We start from the raw sequence: 21283 nt of genomic DNA on the forward strand, positions 1-21283 counted from the left end.
TAAGAAATTTGATAGCGCTTAGAATTAGGCTTTAATACTGCCAACCCAAGCTAAAACCCGTTACCCATTCTTTATCACTAAAATTGTCAGGCTGTGCTAATGGGTAACCGGCAAATAAGTCATAGCTGGTTCTAATCGGCGTCACATAACCTTTAACGCCAACGACTCCGCCAACCAGATGATTACCAAGCAGCAGATCATCTTGCGCAGCATTGTCGAGCTTGACATAACCAGCATCAATACCGGCATAAACGGCATGCGGCTTATCTCCTAGATAGGCACTCAGCTCTTGTCTTAGTAAAGCACCATGATCGCCACTTAAGCTACGCTCACCATCAAAGCCGCGTACACTATAGCGACCACCAATGCTAAAGCGCTCATTGGGTGTCAATGCCTCTGTCGCATATTGCCCTTTAAACGCTGCATGGTAATTGAGTGCTTTATCAGCAAGCTTAATAGGTTGGTTGACATCAATGTTGGTTTTGATGATACCGGCACGCGCACTGCCTTCATTAAATAAGGCTTCAGGCGGACTGATGGCATTAAAGGCAGCCGTACCACGCTGATAGATCACATCGCCGATCCATTGGGTTTTACCAATGATGGTCTCGTAACCAATACCTGCTTTATACCCTGAGGTTTTGCGACGCTGTACTTCAACTTCAGTATCGTCGATGAAGTTGTTTTGTTGCTTGGCATAACCGCCCGCTTTTAGGTAGGTTTTACTGTGGTTGTCACGGTGAACCAAATGGCTGACTAATGCTTCCGTGTTATAAGACTCACCGCTATAGACATAATCTTGATTGGCACCGGCAACCGTCTGATCATAGTTGTAGCCGCTGTGCGTGAGGGTCAGTTGGGTATTATCAATGGGCAATACATACCCAACGTTATAGCCCCAACTGCCATCATTCTTGTCATTACCGCCATCAAGATCATGGTTATAAGAGAGGTACAACAAATCGTTATGCCAAGTTGGGTTGTCTAGTGAAAGGGTTACGTTACCTTGATAGATACCCGTGCTCTCTTGTCCTGAGTCATCAACAGAGGCAGATAAGCGCCAGCGCTTGTCTTGCTGCCATTTGACTTGGATATCACTGTAACCCGGCGTGCTCATACGGCTACTTGGGGCAATAGAGAAATCGGCATCGGCCGTAGGGACACGCTTAAAGTTCTCAAGCGCTTGTTCTATATCACGAACGTTTAATAAATCACCGGACTGCATTGGCATGGCAGGCGCAAAGTTGGCAGGGTTGCCCCCACTATTGAGGCGGCTATCGACATAAATAGGACGACTGGCTTTGATATCAACCGCCGTTATCTGATCAATACGACCCGGAATGAGGGTGAGGAATAGATTGCCAGATTTTAGATTTTGGTTTTGTACCAAGACGCGAGTAGTCACGTAACCTTCTTCAATAATACGGTTTTGAACGTTGGTGACCAGCTGATTGATGTCATTGACGGATAGACAGCTGCCAAATAAGGAGGACTTACCCATTGTATAAGGCGTCAATGCAAAAGTGAACTTTTCGCTCAGCTCGCCCGTTAGATAGATGTGATTGATATCAAAACAAGGAAGAGAGGCTGGGTCAGTACCCTGAGAAGCAGAAGGTGTGATAGAGGCTGAAGGCGCAGGCTTAAAGACATTGGTATCGATCGTAACATTGGGATTAACGAGCTGTTGCTGCTTTAAGGCTTCACTACGCTGCTCTTGGTATTGCTCAGGCGTGATAGCCTGAGCGGCCATGCTCATCAAAATACTTGCCACACTAATCGATAAAAACCGCCACCTATGCCCTGCTCTATTCTTACCAAAAATACTTGTATACATAAGTCCACCATTTTTATAGTGGTAAAATTATGCTATTGATAGCAGCTCATTGCAAGCTTTTTTTGCATTGTCTTTTAATATCTACTTCATTGTTTTTAATATACTTTTGAGTACTTACTTTGTATTAAATGGATACTTCTTTATAGGAATAAGCTTATCTATACAAAGCTTGTTTAGGTATATAGATCTAGTCTCAGCAATCTTTTTTAAACGGTTCTCTAATAGCAAAGCAATATGAGTACTGTAGAAATTTAGTGAATGGTTATCAGCGGCGTGTTATGTTGAGGCAAACACACAAAGAACGCTGTTAATATTGCTCAAAAAGCATGTCTGTATAATGGGCGGACCCTATAATACTGGTTAAATAGTTTTGGCACCGTAGCTGCCATTTTACTGTACGTTATATTTATCGGATTCTTTTATTTACTATAAGCGCTGTTATGGGAATACGTTTAATGTGCTATACAAGCATAGACTGTGTGATTTTTATGACATGTCTCTAGGGTTATAGATGTTATGCATCCTGTCTTTGTATCTATAGTTTAATGGCTAACTAGGAGGAATAATAACCGCCACTTTCTTCTATTAGCACGCGAACCGCTTGTTCTCTAATCTTGGACGGTTAAGTCTCTTATACTCTAGAATAGCTTTAACCTAAACTACAGAGAAAAAAGCTTAATGATCTGCTGACTTTTTTATTACTTTGAATGAAAGATTTGTCCTTTATTGTTGAAGCTATAAAGATATCTTTTATGTATGATAGATTCTTTAACTATTTAATCTATTAATTTTTTGATACTATTTTGATACTCTAAATTTATTGATAGGCATATCTACTTGTTGATAGATATATTTAGCTTCTAACCAATTCCTTTATTACAAAGGGCTTTCAGCCAATACTTGCAGCTACTTATCGCCATCCATTGTGTATTGTTGTTGTAAAAACAAGGACTCATAATCCTTTGGTCGTAGGTTCAAGTCCTACTGGGCCCACCATATAAAAGTTATACCATTAAAGACTTTCAAGCGATTGAAAGTCTTTTTTATTGTCTGCTATTTTCTATCAGCATATAAAAAGTAATCAAATAGCAATCGATATTGAGATATTCAGACCAATCACCGAGTAATTCTCGGTTGCTGAATTTTGTGTTCATTTGCGTTCATCTATTAGACTATCAAACTCTAGACACAAAAAAAGAGCCGCCCATTACGGACGGCTGGTTTATGACTACTTTGGGTGTTTTGGCCACGGCAACTGGTAATGAAGCCCATCTTTAAATTTCTCCCAATCTCCACCCCATTCAATACTGAATCGCCCCAGTATTGTCGGAGACTCAACATTCTGAGAGAATATGACAATATCAGGGCGGTTCAAACAGTGCGGTGCGTAAAATAGTTGTTTTTTTATCGCTTTAAGCACCAGTCATAAAGGGTATTTTTATCTCTATCATTATCCATCTAGGCTTAGCGTAAAAACCTGCTTGCCTTCACTTTTTTTGATGGAATTTAGATAATGAATGTGGAATGATAATTACGTAAAAGGGACAAATTAATGTCCCTTTTCTTAGTTTTGATTTACTTGAGGCTTACCAGCTAAAGCCCATACCCACACCACCAGAGCTCTCATCTTTAGTGAACGCACCACCTAGACTGAAGCTGGTATTGGGGTTTATAACACGTTGATAACCTAAGGAGACCGCTTGCTCAGAACCCTGAAAACCTGCGCCTACACCTATACGGTTTTTACCTTGTAGACCTGATGTGCTGGTTGCCATGTTTAACATCGCAGCACTCATCGCACCTTGACGATCAAAACGCTCATCAATTTCTTTAAAACGCTGTCCATTGTTTTGCACATAATTGTGAATCGAGTCATTTAGAGACGTAAATCTTTCATCAGTATAGGTGTTCGAGGTTTCGATAGCGCTCGTTTTTGCGGCTTGTAACTGACTTACATTGACTGCGTCATTATCAGCGCTACCATTAGCAACATTGATAATCTGACGTTGGTTAGTAGCAGAACCAACCGACACCGTATTTTCACGGCTAGAGCTAGAGTCATTACCGAGTACCACTGCATTTTTTGCAGCAGTATTGACGTTATTGCCTAGCACAAAAGTATTGTCGCCAGACACTGTATTATTATTGCCCATACTATAACTGCTATTGCCACTGACAGTACTTGGATCACCAATCGCACCTGAATAACTTCCAGTCACTTTATTATCTGTACCAATGCTAATAGATTGCTCACCTATTGCTTGGGCACCATCGCCCATTGCAATAGATTGCTTGCCTTGTGCACTTGCACTAGCTCCTAAAGCCATTGCGTTGTCTCCACTAGCAATCCCTTCGGCAGACGTACCACCATTAACTTTTAGGTATTTATGCTGTGCAGCAATACTCTGTTTAACAATCAAAACCTGATCATCGGTATAACCTTTGGAGGCGCTCAAAGTCTCAGATGCTTTGCCATCGGTATAACCTTTGGAGGCGCTCAAAGTCTCAGATGCTTTGCCATCGGTATAGCCTTTTGATGCAGTCAAAGTCTCGGTCGCTTTGCCATCGGTATAACCTTTGGAGGCAGTTAAGGTTTCGGTCGCTTTGCCATCGGTATAACCTTTGGAGGCGCTCAAAGTCTCAGATGCTTTGCCATCGGTATAACCTTTTGATGCGCTCAAAGTCTCAGATGCTTTGCCATCGGTATAACCTTTGGAGGCAGTTAAAGTCTCAGATGCTTTGCCATCGGTATAGCCTTTTGATGCAGTTAAGGTTTCGGTCGCTTTACCATCGGTATAACCTTTTGATGCAGTCAAAGTCTCAGACGCCTTTCCGTCGGTATAACCTTTGGAGGCGGTTAAGGTTTCGGTCGCTTTACCATCGGTATAACCTTTTGATGCAGTCAAAGTCTCAGACGCCTTTCCGTCGGTATAACCTTTGGAGGCGGTTAAAGTCTCAGATATTTTGCCATCGGTATAACCTTTGGAGGCGCTCAAAGTCTCAGATGCTTTGCCATCGGTATAACCTTTGGAGGCGCTCAAAGTCTCAGATGCTTTGCCATCGGTATAACCTTTGGAGGCGCTCAAAGTCTCAGATGCTTTGCCATCGGTATAACCTTTGGAGGCAGTTAAAGTCTCAGATGCTTTGCCATCGGTATAACCTTTGGATGCGGTTAAGGTTTCGGTCGCTTTGCCATCGGTATAACCTTTTGATGCGGTTAAGGTTTCGGTCGCTTTGTCATCGGTATAACCTTTGGAGGCGGTTAAGGTTTCAGATGCTTTGCCATCGGTATAACGTTTATTTACAGCATCCGTTTCGTTTGTCGCATCTGCTACGTTAGTGATACGCTTCTCGAAACCCTTGCTACCAACTGAAACCGTATTTTTTTCATCTGCAATGGAGAAACTACCAATGGCGGTTGCGCCTGTTGCAGTGGCTTGGCTATAACTTCCGAACACGCTGCTATCTTCACCTGATGCAGTGTTTCTATAACCAACTGCAATACTATAATCACCTTCTGATATATTTTCAAAACCCACTGCGCTACTAGAATTACCTGATGCTTTATTAGCATAACCAACTGCACTACTTTTAGTTTTAGATGCAATATTCCTATAACCTAGCGCACTGCTATAACTACCTGACGCTTTATTGGTATAACCCACTGCGCTACTAGAATCACCTGATGCTTCATTAGCATAACCAACTGCACTACTTTTAGTTTCAGATGCAGTATTCTTATAACCTAACGCGCTACTATAACTACCTGATGCGATATTGTTAGACCCTACGGCACTGCTGTTAATTTTAGATGCAGTATTTATATAGCCTAGCGCACTGCTATCATTACCCGTGGACTTATTAAAAAACCCCACTGCACTACTAGAGTGGCCTGTTGCTTCATTTGCATAACCTAATGCACTAGCTTCAGTCATTGCTTTATTATCAATACCTAAGGCATTGCTATAGAGACCGTTAGCTGTGTTATTTATTCCACATGCCAGTGTAGTTGCACCTACTGCGGTACTTCCCGCAGAAACAGGATCAGTTACGCATACTACGCCTGCCCAAACTGTAGTGCCACTAATAGCTGCAATACTGAAAACAATTCCTTTTATAATCAACACCTTATATCCAGTTGAGCGAGCAGTCTGGGTGACAGCGCCAGTGGTACAGTTAGTCTTACCAGCGCTCTTAGCACTTTCAGATACCACAACGACACAACCTAATGATTTACTCCAATTTTTTTTAAACACCTTATTCATAGTTCGCTCCATAAGCCTAAAAAATTATTCATTGATAAAATCAAGGTTTTAGCTAGAACTTAAAGCAAAAGTATTTGTTAGAAGATTAATGAGTTACATTAATAATTCTTATAAATGACAACTGTAACTTATTAAAGCACAAAATCAACATATCTGTAAAATTATATTATTAAAGCACGATATATGACTAAATATATAGTGCTTGAGTATAACCAGACTAGGATTCAAAAGGGTTTAGGCTATAAAACGCCAATACAAATGTGGTTTGATTATTGTCGTCAGGCTGCGTAACTAAAATCTCCCAAGTGAATGTCTACAGGATTGACAGCATAGGTCAAACCAATCCGCATCTTAATAACTGCATTTTATTTAACGCCCAACTGACACACCCTTTGTACTAAAAGTAAAACCTTTAGCGCTAAAATTATCAATCATAACCGCCTCAATAACCCCCTATGAATTTTTATTCCAACATCGTTGTGTTTGTTTCTGTACCAATTATCTGCCGTACAAAAATGGCAAACTTATCGATAGTATCAGTCATCTCGCGCCCAAGACCTTTATGTACGCTCATCAAATGAGTAAAACCATGTGGTACGCCAAGGATAATATGAGTCTGCACGTTGATACCATGATCTTGCAGCTTTTTGGCATAAACCAGTGCTTCGTCACGTAAAATATCTAATTCAGCAGCAACGATATAGCTTGGACATATCTCTGTATTATCACCCCACATGGGTGAGATAAGCGCGTGCGGTTGTGTTAAGGAGCTATCTTTCAGATAAGCAGCATGAAACAATTCAATATCTTTATAATCTAGCATTAAGCCTTGACCATACAACTTCCAGCTTGGATAATCCGTTCCGATATCCGTGATCGGGTATAACAATAGCTGTGCCAGTGGACGCGGTAAATTTTGCAACTGCTGGAAAATATCAATAGTAAAGTCATCAAGCATATTAATATATTCCTGTTTATCGGAAGATTGCCTAACAGTGGCGTTGCTCACCTGCTGCGCTACCAATGCTGCAAGACCACCGCCTGAGCTATCACCTGCTAAAACGATACGAGATGATGATGCACCAAGGGTATGAGCATGCTTAGCCAACCAAGCATAAGCCTCAAGACAGTCTCTAATAGCGGTGGGAGCAGGGTGTTCCGGTGCCAGCCGATAGTCAACACTGACAACTGCCCAGCTGGTTTGCGCACAAACGGTATGACAGAATTCATGATCTGTATTGACATCACCGACACAGAATCCGCCCCCATGGAAAAATAACATCACCACATTATCATCGTTTTGTTCAGGATTTTGAGTAGCGCTAGACGCTGCCTGATAACAGCGAATAATCATATCACCACTATCAGCGTTGGCAATAACCTTGTCTTGCCAGCTCACCGAATTGCCGTTTTCTTTATGGTTACTGTTTTTATGTTTAGAGTTATCGTCAGCATTCCTTTGCTGCCATACACTTGGAGATTGAATAGCGACCATCTCGGTTGCAAATTTTTGCCGTAACTGTATTAATTGCGTGATTTGTATAGGCGGCTTAAGCTTATCGTTTAAACCGATAATTAGTCTCATATGAGCATCAGCGTTAGGGTACTGTTCGACTGTAGGAGACTTTAGATAGTGATTAAGTCGCTCAAGGACTGGCGTTGGTAAGTCACCTAGCCCTTTTAGAATATAATGCAGGACATGTCGCTGATTGGTACGTTTAAGCGCAGTGGTTTCTACGGTTTTTATTACTTTTGTTAGCAATGCATTTAGCGATGATGTCGGCAAGATTTTCATAAACCCTCTCATTCAATCAAAATTAGCATTGGCTTTTATCTTAGTATAAAGTAAAGATACCTAGGGCATGTCCTCATTTGAAAAATGGTGATAAATATTAGCCAAATAAGAAAAATAGCGCAGGTAATATGAGTATATCAACCCGATACTTGACGGAGTTTGGCGTAGATTTAGCCATTTTTAGCCTATTAACATAACTATCATTCGAATTGAGGACACGCCCTAGTGTTCACAAATGACAATTACCATCAAACCCGACTTTGAACTTATCGACCACTATTAAGTAAGAAATTAGTATATAGTCATATATAGCTATATATTTTATGAAAAGCAGATTACTTATATTGGGAGTTTAGCATTATGAGCCGAGGTACTCGCACCATCGAAATCTATCGCTACGACCCTGATAAGGACGCAGCGCCGCGTATGCAAAGCTATACGATTGAACTGCTAGATTCAGATCGTATGCTGCTTGATTTATTGATACGCCTTAAAAAACAAGACGAAACCATCACTTTTCGCCGTTCCTGCCGTGAAGGTATTTGCGGTTCTGATGGCATGAACATCAATGGTAAAAACGCCTTGGCGTGTTTAACTAATATGAATGACTTGCCTGAGAAAGTCACCATTCGTCCGCTACCAGGCTTACCCGTTGTTCGTGATTTGGTTATCGATATGAACCAATTTTATCAACAATATGAAAAGATTCACCCGTTCTTAATCAACGATCAGCCACCACCTCCAACGGAGCGCCTGCAATCACCTGAGCAACGTGAAAAGCTCAACGGTCTCTACGAATGTATCTTGTGTGCTTGCTGTTCAACCGCTTGCCCATCATTTTGGTGGAATCCTGATAAGTTTTTAGGGCCAGCCGCACTACTAAACGCTAATCGCTTTGCTGTTGATAGCCGTGACACCGATACCCGAGCACGTTTGTTACGTTTAGAAGACCCCTTTAGTTTATTCCGTTGTCGCGGTATTATGAATTGCGTGTTGTATTGTCCAAAAGGCTTGAATCCAACTAAAGCCATTGGCAACTTGCGTAATATGCTGATTAACCAAGCGGGCTAAGGAGCGAGATTATGAGTCAAGATACTAATAATAAATCTCAAGAAATCTCTATATTTGATACTTTCAGTACAGCGCTAGAGGTTAAAGCGCTAGATATTAACGATAGTTGGATTGAGGAAATACGGGAGTGGGCAGACACATTTGATATGCTCGGCTATGAGACGCCTCATGACAAAGAGGCGGCACTGGCAATCAGAAAGTTAGAGACTTTAGAGATTCTAGAAATTATAGAAGTGGAAGTCACTGGGCTGGATGAACGGGAATATAGACGTATATATAGAATAAATTATAGCTCTAACGAACTGGCTTACCTCACAAGTCACGTGGAAATTAATTTTCATGGTATTAATTCGAGTGACTTATCAAATAATATGGACCGACTCACTAACCTAACGAAGCTTTTTATTAATCGTTACGAGCTTAGAGATCTACCTCAAAGTATTGGTCAACTCAGTAACCTTACCGGGCTTTTTATTGATAAAAGTAAGCTCAGATACCTGCCCGATAGTATTGGTCAACTCAAGAACTTAACTAAGATTGTTATTAGTCATTGCGAACTTAGAGAATTACCTACCAGTATCGGCCAACTCACTTACCTTACTGAACTTTTTATCAGTCATTGTGAGCTGAAAGCATTGCCTGACAGTATTGGTCAACTCATTAATCTTGTTGAACTTGATCTTATTCACTGTGAGCTGAAAGAGTTACCTGACGCTATTGGTCAACTGGCTAATCTTGCTAAGCTTTTTATCAGTGAATGTAAGATTGAGTATCTACCTGATAGCATCGGCCAACTCAGTAATCTTACTGAGCTTGATCTGATTCATTGTAAGCTTAGACACCTGCCCGATACTATTGGTCAACTCACTAACCTCGATAAGCTTTATATTAATCATTGTGAGCTTAAAAAATTACCTGACAGTATTGGACAACTCACTAACCTAACTGAGCTGTTCATTAGTCATTGTCAGCTTCAAGACCTACCTGATAGTATTGGGCAACTCACTAACTTAATTAAACTTGATATTATTCACTGTAAGCTTAAAAACTTACCGGATAGCATCGGACAACTGACTAGCCTTGCTGAGCTTAATCTTATTCACTGTGAGCTTAAAGAGTTACCGGATAGCATTGGGCAACTCACTAATCTTGCTGCGCTTAATCTTATCCACTGTGAGCTTAGAGAGTTACCAGACAGCATTGGACAGCTCACGAGTCTTACTATGCTTAATCTTACTGGCTGTAAGATTACAAATCTGCCGGATAGCATCGGGCAACTCAACAACCTAACTAAGCTTTATATCAGTCATTGCGAGCTTAGAGATTTACCGGATAGTATTGGACAACTCACTAACCTAACTGAGCTGTTCATTAGTCATTGTGATCTTAAAGATCTGCCTGATAGCATCGGTCAACTCTCTAACCTCACTAAGCTTGATCTGATTCATTGTAATCTTAACAACCTGCCTGACAGTATTTTGCAGCTAACCAATCTAGACTGTATTAATCTTAAGGGAAACCCGCTTAATAATCTTTCTCCGAAGATACTGGATTACTTGCATTCTATAGAGACTGTATACGGTTTAAAATTATAGTAATGAGCAATCTATAATGATTATTCTGATTAATGTAACTTCATTTTTGGACGGCCTACGCGCAGTACTTTTTCAATCATCCATAAGATAAATGTTTTGACTATGCCGTGAATAGCACGTTGATGCATACGATAAAGTGATATATACATAAAACGAGCAATTTTTCCTTCAATAAAAAAGCTATTGTTGGTTAGGTTGCCCATTAAATTTCCTACCGTGTTATAACCAGATAAGTTAACCAGCGATCCATGGTCCTTATATACAAAGCTACTAAGCGGCTGGTTTTTTAATGTCGCAATCAAATTTCCCTCGACACATTGTGCCATTTGATGCGCTGATTGGGCACGCGGCGGTACTTGCGTACCATCGGCTTGGGTAAAGGCGCAGCAATCGCCCAATACAAAAATACTGTCATTCACCGTGCTTTGTAAAAATTGATTTACGTGGATTTGATTGCTACGAGTGAGCTCAAAAACACCCAAGTCTTCAATAAAGTCAGGCGCTTTTATACCTGCTGCCCATACCATAATATCAGCGTCAATCTGCTCATTATTTTTAGTAATAAAACCGTACTCGTTAGCCTCTTTGACTTGTGTATGTTCCCGTACGTTAACGCCTAATTTTAATAGCTCCAGTTTAGCGCTGGTCGCAATACGTTCTGGTAAGGCAGGTAGAATACGCGGTCCGGCTTCAATCAGCTGTATACGTAATCGCTTAGATGACATATTTGTCAAACCGTATAGCTTCAATAAACCAGAGACATGATACAGCTCAGCTGAAAGCTCTACACCTGTAGCGCCACCGCCAACAATGGCAATAGTGAGTGATTGCTGTTGATTATCGTCTTGATGAATACGTGTAAAGCTATCGAGTAGTGAGTGCTGAAAACGCTGTGCTTGCTGATTTGAATCTAAAAAGTAGCAATGCTCTTTTATACCAGGAGTATCAAAGTCGTTGCTTACGCTGCCTATGGCAATAACGAGGTAATCGTAGTGGACGCTGCGCTCTGGCAGAATAGTGTGGCCTAACTCGTCATAGAGAGGGGCAAGAGTAATGGTTTTATTACTTTGATCAATATTAAGAAATGTTCCAAGCTGAAAACGGTAATAATGTTTGACGGCATGCGCTGAGTACACAACGCTATCTAAATCAGGGTCAATAGAGCCTGTTGCAACTTCATGCAGTAATGGCTTCCAAATATGGGTACGATTTTTATCTATTAGCAGTATGTCCGCGTGCTTTTTTTTGCCTAATTTGTGCCCTAACTGAGTTACAAGCTCTAATCCGCCAGCACCACCGCCGATAACAACGATTTTAGGTATAAGAATACTCATAATGTTGTCCTGAAAATAACATAACCAAATATAGACCGCTATTGCTATGTTAATGACTATTTAATTGGAGTCAGGACGTCAAACCTAACAGGATTAAACATTAATAGCTGTGTAGCGTGGGTAGCAGTAACTGACTCACCCAGCTGTGAAAGACATCACTTTTTATACTGCAATTGCATAGCCCCACTGCAAATAGATCATTATTTAAAATAGCACCGATAGCATTGGTTTGATTTTTAAGTTGCCAGTGGTATTTACCTAAGCATACTTGGCCTTTAGTACGGTAACCATGTGATCTATATCTCCTATCTTGCCCTAGAAGGCAGGACTATTACTCTCTTAATCTTATAAAAAAAGCTGTTGATACTACAAAATATATAGTATCAACAGCTTATCGAATAAACGACTTTCTGTTAAATGAAAGCCTAAATATTGCTTATTTAGTCGATCAAACCGCGCTCAATAAGGTGATTACCATACTGCTCACGTAAGTCTTTTTTGAGCATTTTCCCAGTGCCATTTAGCGGAACTGCTTCTACGAAGATGACAGCATTAGGAAGCTGCCATTTTGCTACTTTACCTTCGTAATGAGCGATTAGCGCCTCTTCGCTTACCTGCTCGCCAACAGCCAGTTGAGTAATGATAATCGGACGCTCATCCCATTTTGGATGTGTGGCGCCAATAACCGCTGCCATCGCTACTGCCGGATGCGACATGGCAATGTCTTCTAGCTCTACTGAGGATATCCACTCACCACCTGACTTGATTAAGTCTTTAGCACGATCTCGAATCCTTAAATACCCGTCTTCGTTGATCGTTGCAATGTCGCCCGTATCAAACCAGCCATTCGACTCAAGTGCCGACTCTTCACTATTAAAGTAAGTATCGACGATCCAGTAACCTCTGATCTGCACGTTGCCCGAGGTTTTACCGTCATTAGGTAGCAATTTATTATTCTGCTCGGCATCAACGATACGAATCTCAACGCCAAATGGTGGTCGACCCTGTGACAAACGGATAGTCAGTTTATCTTCCTCTGATAAATCGCTATGTTTAGCCTTGAGCTGGTTGGCCGTTCCTAGCGGACTGGTCTCAGTCATACCCCACGCGTGTAAGGTCTCACAATCGAACTCATCACGGAAAGTTTTAATCATAGACGACGGACACGCTGAACCACCGACCACGTTGCGTTTCAGGCTAGGCAGCTTAGTACCCGTCTCTTTAGCAGCGGCTAGTAAGGTTTGCCAAATAGTCGGTACGCCAACCGCGACATTAACCTTATAGTCGTCGATCATATCTGCCAAACTATGCCCATCTAAATTCGGTCCTGGTAGCACTAATGAGGCACCAACCATCGCTGCAGCATAAGGCAGACCCCAAGCATTGGCATGGAACATTGGTACTACGGGCAAGACCACATTTTGTGCCGATAGATTGATGGAATCGGGTAAGCTAATACCAAAGCTATGCAGCACCGTACTACGATTGGTGTACAGCACCCCTTTAGGATTACCCGTCGTGCCTGAGGTATAGCATAATGACGCTGGTGTATTTTCATCAAGCTCAGGCCATTCAAATTCGTCCGACTCTTCATCGACGATATCATCATAGAAGATAACATTAGGTATCTGCGCTCTGACTTCTTCATCGGGTGCAGTCATACAAACGAAGTGTTTGACTGTCTGTAGATGGTCTTTAACCCCTACTACTAATGGTAGAAATGTCTTTTCAAAAAACAGCACTTGGTCTTGAGCGTCATTGACGACATAAATGATTTGCTGTGGGAATAAGCGCGGGTTGATAGTATGACATACCATGCCAGCGCCAGACACGCCGTACCAGATTTCAAGGTGACGCCTATTATTCCAAGCGATAGTCGCTAAGCGATCGCCCTGCTCTATGCCAAGTTTAGCCAAAGCATTCGCAAGACGCTTACTATTACTATGTATGGTTTTCCAATCGGAATGAGTGGTACTACCATCAGTCTCACGCGAGATAATTGGGGTATCGCCATGGTAGTTAGCAGCATGTTGAATTAGATGGCTAATCAATAATGGGCGTTGCATCATCTGTCCGAGCATACTTTCCTCCTTGAAAGGTCGTTCTGAATAGTTGGGTGTTACCTAATCTAGCACATTGATCAAAGATTTAAAAAATCAAAATGACAAGCGTATTAATAACACCCAAAAAAGTAATTACCGATACCTGATTTATATAAATCAGGTGATCTTACCAAACCGTTTTTACATAAAACGTGATGCCAGCTCTTTCATAATCTCATTAGTACCACCATAAATTTTTTGTACCCGTGCATCGGCATATAGTCGAGCGATAGGATATTCCATCATATAGCCATAGCCACCGAATAATTGCACGCATTCATCCATCACATCGCACTGTTTTTGGGTGACCCAATATTTGATTAGCGCGGCGTGTTGTACGGTGAGCTTATTCTCTAATAAGGCTTCTATAGCGGCATCACATAGCGCACTTGCAGCGATATAGTGGCTGTTACACTCAGCTAGTTTAAAACGGGTATTTTGAAAGCCCCAGACTGGTTTGCCAAAAGCAGTACGCTCTTTGGTATAGTCAATGGTCAAATCTAGTGCTAGTTTCATAGCGCCAATACCTGCTAACGCTACGATCAAACGTTCCTGCGGCAACTCTTGCATCAACTGCATAAAGCCCATACCTTCAACGGTACCGAGCAAATTCGCTTGCGGAACACGCATATTACTAAAGAATAGCTCTGAGGTATCTTGTGAAGCCAAACCTAGCTTTTTCAGCTTTTTACCGCGCTCAAACCCGGGAGCATTGTCGGTTTCTACCACAATTAGCGAGACGCCTTTAGCACCTTGCTCTCTATCGGTCTTACAAGCAACGATGATTAAGTTGCCTAGTTGACCATTAGTAATAAAGGTCTTTGAGCCATTGATAATATAGTCGTCACCGTCTTTGACAGCAAAGGTTTTAATGTTTTGCAAATCAGAACCTGTACCCGGCTCAGTCATGGCAATAGCGCCGATAAGCTCACCGGTCGCCATCTTCGGTAGCCATTTCTTCTTTTGCTCTTCGGTACCGTGATGCAAGATATAGGGTGCTACGATTCCTGAATGCAAAAAGCCGCCAAACCCTGCTTGGTTGGCTTCTGACTGAGCATAAATTAATGCCGCTTCATGGCGAAAGTCTCCGCCTGCTCCGCCATACTCTTCTGGCATAGAGGCACATAAAAAGCCCATCTCGCCAGCTTCTAACCACGCCTCACGATCAAGCATGCCGCTTTCACGCCACTTTTCATCATGCACTTCCCAGTCTTTAAATAGCTTCAATGCACTCTCGTGCAGCATCTCAATCTCTTCGTCCATCCACTTCGGTTTAAAACAGGCGATAGCCATAAAATCTTCCTTGATTGTGTGTTGATCTTAAGTTAATAAAAAATTTATAAAATAATCACAGTTTTCTAAAACACGCTTCGTGATATTTATGGTTCAAAGTAAGCAACTTAATTGATATTAAGTCAATGGTAATCTTTATTACTATTAATATTCATAATATTGCTTAATACCCTATTATTTGTCATTATCTCAATAACAGTCAAGCATTAATTAGCTTTATTACAAATCATTATAGTAATAATAATTACCATACAAGCAGAATAAACACCTTTCCTATTAATAAATGCGTACTGCTGATAGCTGTCACTCCAATAGCGCTCTGTCTTAGCTTAGTCTGTTTTAGCTTAGTCTGTCTTAGTTGAGACAGCTTAGATTAAATATTGTCAGGATATCGATACTCTTATGAATAATAAACGTCACACTCAAACTATTATCATTATTGCTTTATTGCTACTGGTAGTTTTAACTGGGCTGATTTGGTGGTTAAAACCAAAGTCGGCATCAATACCTGTTAACGATGCTGACATCTCATCTACAACGCTATCCACTTCCTTAACCAATCCAACTGACACAGCCAATGATAATAATCAAATCACGAACAGTGACAACCTTTCTAGATTTACTACGGGTCTTGAACGCATGCCTCGTTCATTACAAGGTACCGATGTCGATGGTGGAATTATCGTTGATGAAAATAGACAGCTAGTCGTTACGGAAGGATTGCGCCGCTTATTCGATTACTTCCTTTCAGCGATGGGTGAGGAAGATGAAGCGACGATTATCGCAAGAGTAGAAGCCTATATCCGCAGTCATACGCCAGAACCTGCAGCCAGCTCAGCCATCCAAATATTTCAGCAATATGTCAGTTATCTAAAAGGGTTAGATGATCTACAAGCCAATTACGGCAGCCTACAAATGCAGACGACCCAAGCAGGTAAACTGGACCTAAACTTGATTGCTCAGCGTCGGCAAGATGTTAACCGCCTACGTCAACAGCTGTTCGATCAGCCAACGATTGAAGCCTTTTTTGGCGGAGAGGATGCGTATGAAGACTATAGCGTTGCTATGGTCAGTATCGAACAAGATGCTGGCTTGAATGAAGCGCAGAAAAAGGCTCGCCGTGAAGATTATATCAGTCGGCTACCAGATGGCGATATAAAGCAAAACTTTCAGCAACAAGCGAATTTTGGTGAGCTTACTCAGCGTACCGAAGAGATGAAAGCAAAGAGTGCCAGTGCAGAGGAACTTTTCGCTATGCGCCGCGGGTTGGTTGGCGAAGCAGCAGCTTCTCGTTTAGCAGAAGTAGATACAAAAGAAGCGGATTTTGATAATAGATTTAATCAATACCAAGCTAAAAGACAAGCGCTGATTAATAGTGCAGGTAATGAAGCGGGAGCTCGAGCACAGATAGAGCAACTTGAGCGAAGTCAATTTAATGAAGATGAGCGCAAAAGACTCACAGGCTATGCTGAACTACAACAGATAGAAAAAACGAAATCAAATAAACAGAACTAACTGGTGATGGGTAATTTGTTATCCATGTTAAGTGGTAACACTCATTTAATAAAGGCTGTTTGAAACAGGATTTAGACTTATCTAATTAATTTAGCAAGGCTTTTGGCTAAAGGATTTAGACCATAAGTACGATGTCGTACAACCATCATCGATAATGGTATCGATGTTATTCACTAACGAGCTTATTCATTAACAAGGAAGTCACATGAAAAACAGGATTAATCGTTTCCAACGGCTATCAACGGGCGCCGCTATAACAGCCATAAGCCTACTAGCAATAACATCTACATCAGCTTCTGCGTCATCGTCATACTACACTTGTGACGCGCCGACCAGCTGCACTAAGGTCGATAAAAGAATATTCACTAGCAGCTACGGCGCTACTAAATATCCCATGGTATTAGTACATGGATTTTTGGGTTGGAACCAGCTTGCCAGTAGTTTAGATTATTTTTTTGGCGTGCCACAAACTCTAATCACAAACGGAGCAGATGTCTTCACCACTAAGACTTCTTCTGTCAATTCCTCTGAAGTCCGCGGTGAGCAGCTATTAAAACAAGTCAATTACATTACCGCCATCACTGGCGCGAAAAAAGTAAACTTGATTGGTCATAGCCAAGGTGGTCTTGATAGTCGCTATATTGCAACAGTCGCTTCTAATAAAGTCGCTTCTGTAACAGCGGTATCTAGTCCACACAAAGGTACTAAGACGAGTGAATATGTGCTTGATAACCTGATAAACAGTGACAAGCCTCTAAATCAATTAGGGGCTAAAGTGTTGACCGCCAGTGTTGAGGCTTTTGGAGTGTCGGCAGATATACTATCCGGTGTACCGCTAGACCAACTACAAGACCAAAATAGTCTAAACTTCGTTACCACAACGACCACTGAAAGTAGTGCTGCTTTTAATGCTAAATATCCAGCACCGCTACCAAAGACGTATTGTGGTCAACCACCAGCGAATAATGTGATGAATGGTGTTGAGTATTATTCATGGGCGGGTGTTAGTAATATGACTAATGTCTTAGATCCAAGCGATTACGTATTGGCTTTGACTGGACAGACGCATGAAGGTATCCCCAACGATGGTCTAGTAGATAACTGTTCAACGCGTATAGGTCAAGTCATCCGTGATAACTACCGGATGAATCATTTAGATACTATTAACCAGGTTCTCGGTCTTAGCTCGCTATTAGAAACCAACCCATTGACAGTTTACCGTGTCCAAGCAAATCGTTTAAAAAAATCAGGCGTTTAAGTTAAAATCAGATTAATATTAGCTCAAATTTATCTTACCAAAGAAGCCATTATCTTAGATAATGGCTTCTTTATAATAGCCTCTTTCTAATGGATAGGAATCTAAAAAATATTATCGTTTTGCTTTAGACAAATTCAGTTTTTATAATGCAATTTTATTAAATTATTTAGATGCATAAGACAGTTTCATACCAAATAAATAGGCATCATTGTCTTCAAACTTACCAATTTGCGTGCCACTAGCAGCCAAAAGACCCTCTGCATCACCTAACATCAAATATTTAGCACCGGCAGATACTGCCCACTCAGGCGTTAAATTATATTTAGCACCAAGACCGACACTATAATATCCTTCGGTAGGTCCTAATGGCGATACTGGATTACCAGCACCACTGTCCCAACCGACTGAACCTGACACCGCTAGTTTTGGCGTAAGACGCTTGCCCAATCCCACTTCAAGCATATAAGAGTCATCGCTATACTGTAAAAGATTTACTTCATCTACGGTCTTACCTTGTAAAGCATTTAAGGCAATCCCATTTTCATTTAACAATGGTGGCGTAATCTTAAAGTCACTCCAAGGAACCCAACGCGCTTTTGCGGTCAATAGCGTGGTTTTATTCAGGCCTGTTTGAAAGTCGATATTGACTGATTTAGGAGTCGTTAGCTCGCTTTCTCTAGTTTGTGTAGCATCTAATTGGAGTGCAGGCGGTAATTGAGTATTAACACCGTTAATAAATGGCATAGACTCTGCATAATTCGCATCATGCTCAATCTCTGAACGATACGTGATGGCAGCTTTTAGACCAATTTCCGGCTTAACATAAGCAGCACCGACCATATAGCCATAGGCATCATTTTTAGCGATATTAAGGTCATAACCATTTACAGAAGCAAGTTGAGGGTTTTTACTATTAATTTTTACGTTAGCTTCAATCTTCTGCAGCACAGGGCCACCGTAAATTTTGAAGTTATTGTTGGCGCCTAAATTAACGCCTAACAGCCCTGTGAAATTATCTGATTTGACATTAGCTGAAGTTCGCTTACGATCATCGTCAACAGCACTAATGTTAGTTAGTGAATTGTCACCTTCGAAAAGAACCGCAGCACCAAAGGGCTGATCGTAAAATACACCAACACTAAATTTATCATTGATGTCGGTCTTGACACCGTAACCGTAGCCTTCGTACTCCTCTCCAAGATCTCCGATTTTGTCACCGTTTGACTCTACGCCTGAAATATCAGGGCTAATGTGATAGGCACTCATATAAGCTATCGTACCGCTTGAGCTGAAGTCTTCACTTGGCTGGCCGGAACGATCTAATCCGGCGGCTCCTGCTATAGAAGTTAGGGACAAGGCGGCAAGCGCACAAGTAAGCTGCGATAGTAAGAAAGTTCTTTGCATTAGACATCCTCCATGATGAATAAAATTAGCAACATTATTAGTTGCCGAGTTGAATAGCGTCATCCTATTGACTGCTATAGTTAATACAATAAGTGATAATTAATGACAATTAATGATTAAGCCGCCTCATTGGCTTTTTTTCGCAGTTCATGACGCAGTATCTTACCAACCGTTGACTTGGGCAACTCAGTGATAAACTCAATGTCACGAGGACATTTATAGCCTGCCAAGCTTTCTTTGCAAAACGCTTTAATTTCTTGCTCAGTGACACTAGGATCAGACTTTACTACGTAGGCTTTGACCGACTGACCTTGTGATTCACTATCAACGCCAACCACCGAACATTCAGCAACTTTGGGGTGCGTCTCAATAACATTTTCGACTTCATTGGGATAAACATTAAAACCACTCACAATAATCATATCTTTTTTTCGATCGAATATTCTTACGTAGCCTTTGTCATCCATAGTGCCGATATCACCTGTCTTGAGGTAACCATCAGCGGTGAAGAACCCCGCATTGTCGATATTGTGATAACTAGAGATCACATTATCGCCTTTGATACAGAGCTCCCCAACATCCCCTAACGGTAGAACGTTTCCAGCTTCGTCACGGATGTTGATATCTACACCTGGTAATGGCATGCCGATGCTACCGTTAAATTCTTTATTGGTAAAAGGATTAGCAGTGCCCACGCCGATGGTCTCTGACATGCCCCAACCTTCTAAGATAGGATGACCCGTTGCTTCAAGCCATTTTCTAGCGGTTTCTGGCGTTGCTGCCATACCACCAGCAACCGCGATTTTAAACGCTGAAAAATCGATTGTTTTAAACTGAGGATGCGCCATTAACGCTTGAAATAGCGTATTTACTGCTGGCAATAGATGGAATGGACGCAATTTGAGTGTTTTGATAAAACCATCGATATCACGCGGATTAGTAATCAGCGTTAGGTGCTGACCCACTCTGATCCCTACCATAGAGATCACAAAAGCAAAGATATGATACAGAGGCAAAGCAACGATAGTGTTTATTTGCTCTTTGCTAGTCACTCCATCATAAATAGGTTGAAACCAAGCTTCATATTGTGAGGTTGCGATTTCTACATTGTGATGGCTGACGATGATTCCTTTAGCCATGCCAGTCGTACCACCGGTATAAGTCAGCAGCGCTATGTCTTTAGCACTAATCTCAGGTCGGGTATAGCTCATACCCTTACCCTTTCTTAAAATAGATTTATAGGGGTGGACTTTATACTGGCTATTGGATTTTAGCGTGTGGGTTGGAACCGCTTTTTTGACATATTTGGCCGCTAAATCGACGATTTTACCTTTGACAGCCCCTAACATATCGCCGATATCGCTACAAACAACGGTTTTTATACCGGTTTCACCAACTATTTTTTCAAGCGTTGCGCAAAAAGGCGTCAAAATAAATATGGCTTTACAATCAGAGTCATTAAGTTGGTGCCTAAGCTCTCGCGCTGTGTATAGAGGATTGACCAAGGTAATGACCATCCCTGCTCGCATGGCACCAATAACAATAGGCAGATACTGATTGACATTAGGCATCATAATGGCAATCACTGATCCTTTGTTGAGGCCTAGGCTTTGTATCCAAGCGGCAACCGTTTTAGAAACCTCGTCAACCTGAGCGTAGCTATAAGTCACGCCCATATTGGTGATAAGCTCATCTTGAGAAAATTTTGCAAAAGAGCTCTCAAACAGCTCTAATAGGGATTGGTTGGTCGCTGAAACATCAGCTACCACGCCTTTGGGATAGTTCTCTATCCAAACCTTTTTCATAACAAACCCTCC

The 21283-nt window shown here is 41.5% G+C and carries 12 protein-coding genes; 4 read left to right on the forward strand and 8 right to left on the reverse strand.

Going from position 1 to position 21283, the window contains the following annotated elements; translation table 11 throughout:
• Window positions 1–31: 31 nt before the first annotated feature.
• From EPB74_RS12395 to EPB74_RS12405, 3 genes are all read right to left on the reverse strand, one after another.
• Window positions 32–1834: a ShlB/FhaC/HecB family hemolysin secretion/activation protein gene (locus tag EPB74_RS12395; RefSeq protein WP_274904451.1), complete on the reverse strand. Its 1803-nt coding sequence runs from the start codon at window positions 1832–1834 to the stop codon at window positions 32–34.
• 1586 nt (window positions 1835–3420) lie between these two features.
• Window positions 3421–6099 (reverse strand): ESPR-type extended signal peptide-containing protein, encoded by a 2679-nt coding sequence (locus EPB74_RS12400; protein WP_274904452.1) that lies wholly within the window; start codon window positions 6097–6099, stop codon window positions 3421–3423.
• 463 nt (window positions 6100–6562) lie between these two features.
• Entirely contained in the window at window positions 6563–7894 is a 1332-nt protein-coding gene (locus EPB74_RS12405; RefSeq protein WP_274904453.1) for an alpha/beta hydrolase, read from the reverse strand.
• A 360-nt stretch (window positions 7895–8254) separates the two neighbouring features.
• On the opposite strand from EPB74_RS12405, the gene EPB74_RS12410 reads away from it, so the two are divergent.
• Complete coding sequence (locus EPB74_RS12410; RefSeq protein WP_274904455.1) at window positions 8255–8965, forward strand: succinate dehydrogenase iron-sulfur subunit; 711 nt, start codon at window positions 8255–8257, stop codon at window positions 8963–8965.
• 11 nt (window positions 8966–8976) lie between these two features.
• Window positions 8977–10560: a leucine-rich repeat domain-containing protein gene (locus EPB74_RS12415; RefSeq protein WP_274904456.1), complete on the forward strand. Its 1584-nt coding sequence runs from the start codon at window positions 8977–8979 to the stop codon at window positions 10558–10560.
• A 29-nt stretch (window positions 10561–10589) separates the two neighbouring features.
• Here the strand turns inward: EPB74_RS12415 and EPB74_RS12420 are convergent, their stop codons facing one another.
• From EPB74_RS12420 to EPB74_RS12430, 3 genes are all read right to left on the reverse strand, one after another.
• Complete coding sequence (locus tag EPB74_RS12420) at window positions 10590–11894, reverse strand: NAD(P)/FAD-dependent oxidoreductase (RefSeq protein WP_274904457.1); 1305 nt, start codon at window positions 11892–11894, stop codon at window positions 10590–10592.
• 440 nt (window positions 11895–12334) lie between these two features.
• Complete coding sequence (locus EPB74_RS12425; RefSeq protein WP_274904459.1) at window positions 12335–13975, reverse strand: long-chain-fatty-acid--CoA ligase; 1641 nt, start codon at window positions 13973–13975, stop codon at window positions 12335–12337.
• Window positions 13976–14137: 162 nt separating this feature from the next.
• Window positions 14138–15289, reverse strand: coding sequence for an acyl-CoA dehydrogenase family protein (locus EPB74_RS12430; RefSeq protein WP_274904460.1), 1152 nt, complete (start codon window positions 15287–15289; stop codon window positions 14138–14140).
• Window positions 15290–15691: 402 nt separating this feature from the next.
• Between EPB74_RS12430 and EPB74_RS12435 the strand changes: the two genes are divergently transcribed.
• Window positions 15692–16804, forward strand: coding sequence for a lipase secretion chaperone (locus EPB74_RS12435; protein ID WP_274904461.1), 1113 nt, complete (start codon window positions 15692–15694; stop codon window positions 16802–16804).
• A gap of 205 nt (window positions 16805–17009) precedes the next feature.
• Window positions 17010–18062, forward strand: a complete 1053-nt coding sequence (locus tag EPB74_RS12440; RefSeq protein WP_274904463.1) for an esterase/lipase family protein — start codon at window positions 17010–17012, stop codon at window positions 18060–18062.
• Window positions 18063–18224: 162 nt separating this feature from the next.
• On the opposite strand, the gene EPB74_RS12445 is transcribed toward EPB74_RS12440, so the two are convergent.
• Together EPB74_RS12445 and EPB74_RS12450 are read right to left on the reverse strand one after the other, a co-directional pair.
• On the reverse strand, window positions 18225–19466 hold the full coding sequence (locus tag EPB74_RS12445) for an outer membrane protein transport protein (RefSeq protein ID WP_274904464.1): 1242 nt from the start codon (window positions 19464–19466) through the stop codon (window positions 18225–18227).
• Window positions 19467–19582: 116 nt separating this feature from the next.
• Window positions 19583–21271 (reverse strand): AMP-binding protein, encoded by a 1689-nt coding sequence (locus tag EPB74_RS12450; protein ID WP_274904466.1) that lies wholly within the window; start codon window positions 21269–21271, stop codon window positions 19583–19585.
• Window positions 21272–21283 lie beyond the last annotated feature (12 nt).

It is taken from the genome of Psychrobacter sp. DAB_AL62B (genome assembly GCF_028895345.1).
Classification (GTDB): Bacteria; Pseudomonadota; Gammaproteobacteria; order Pseudomonadales; family Moraxellaceae; genus Psychrobacter.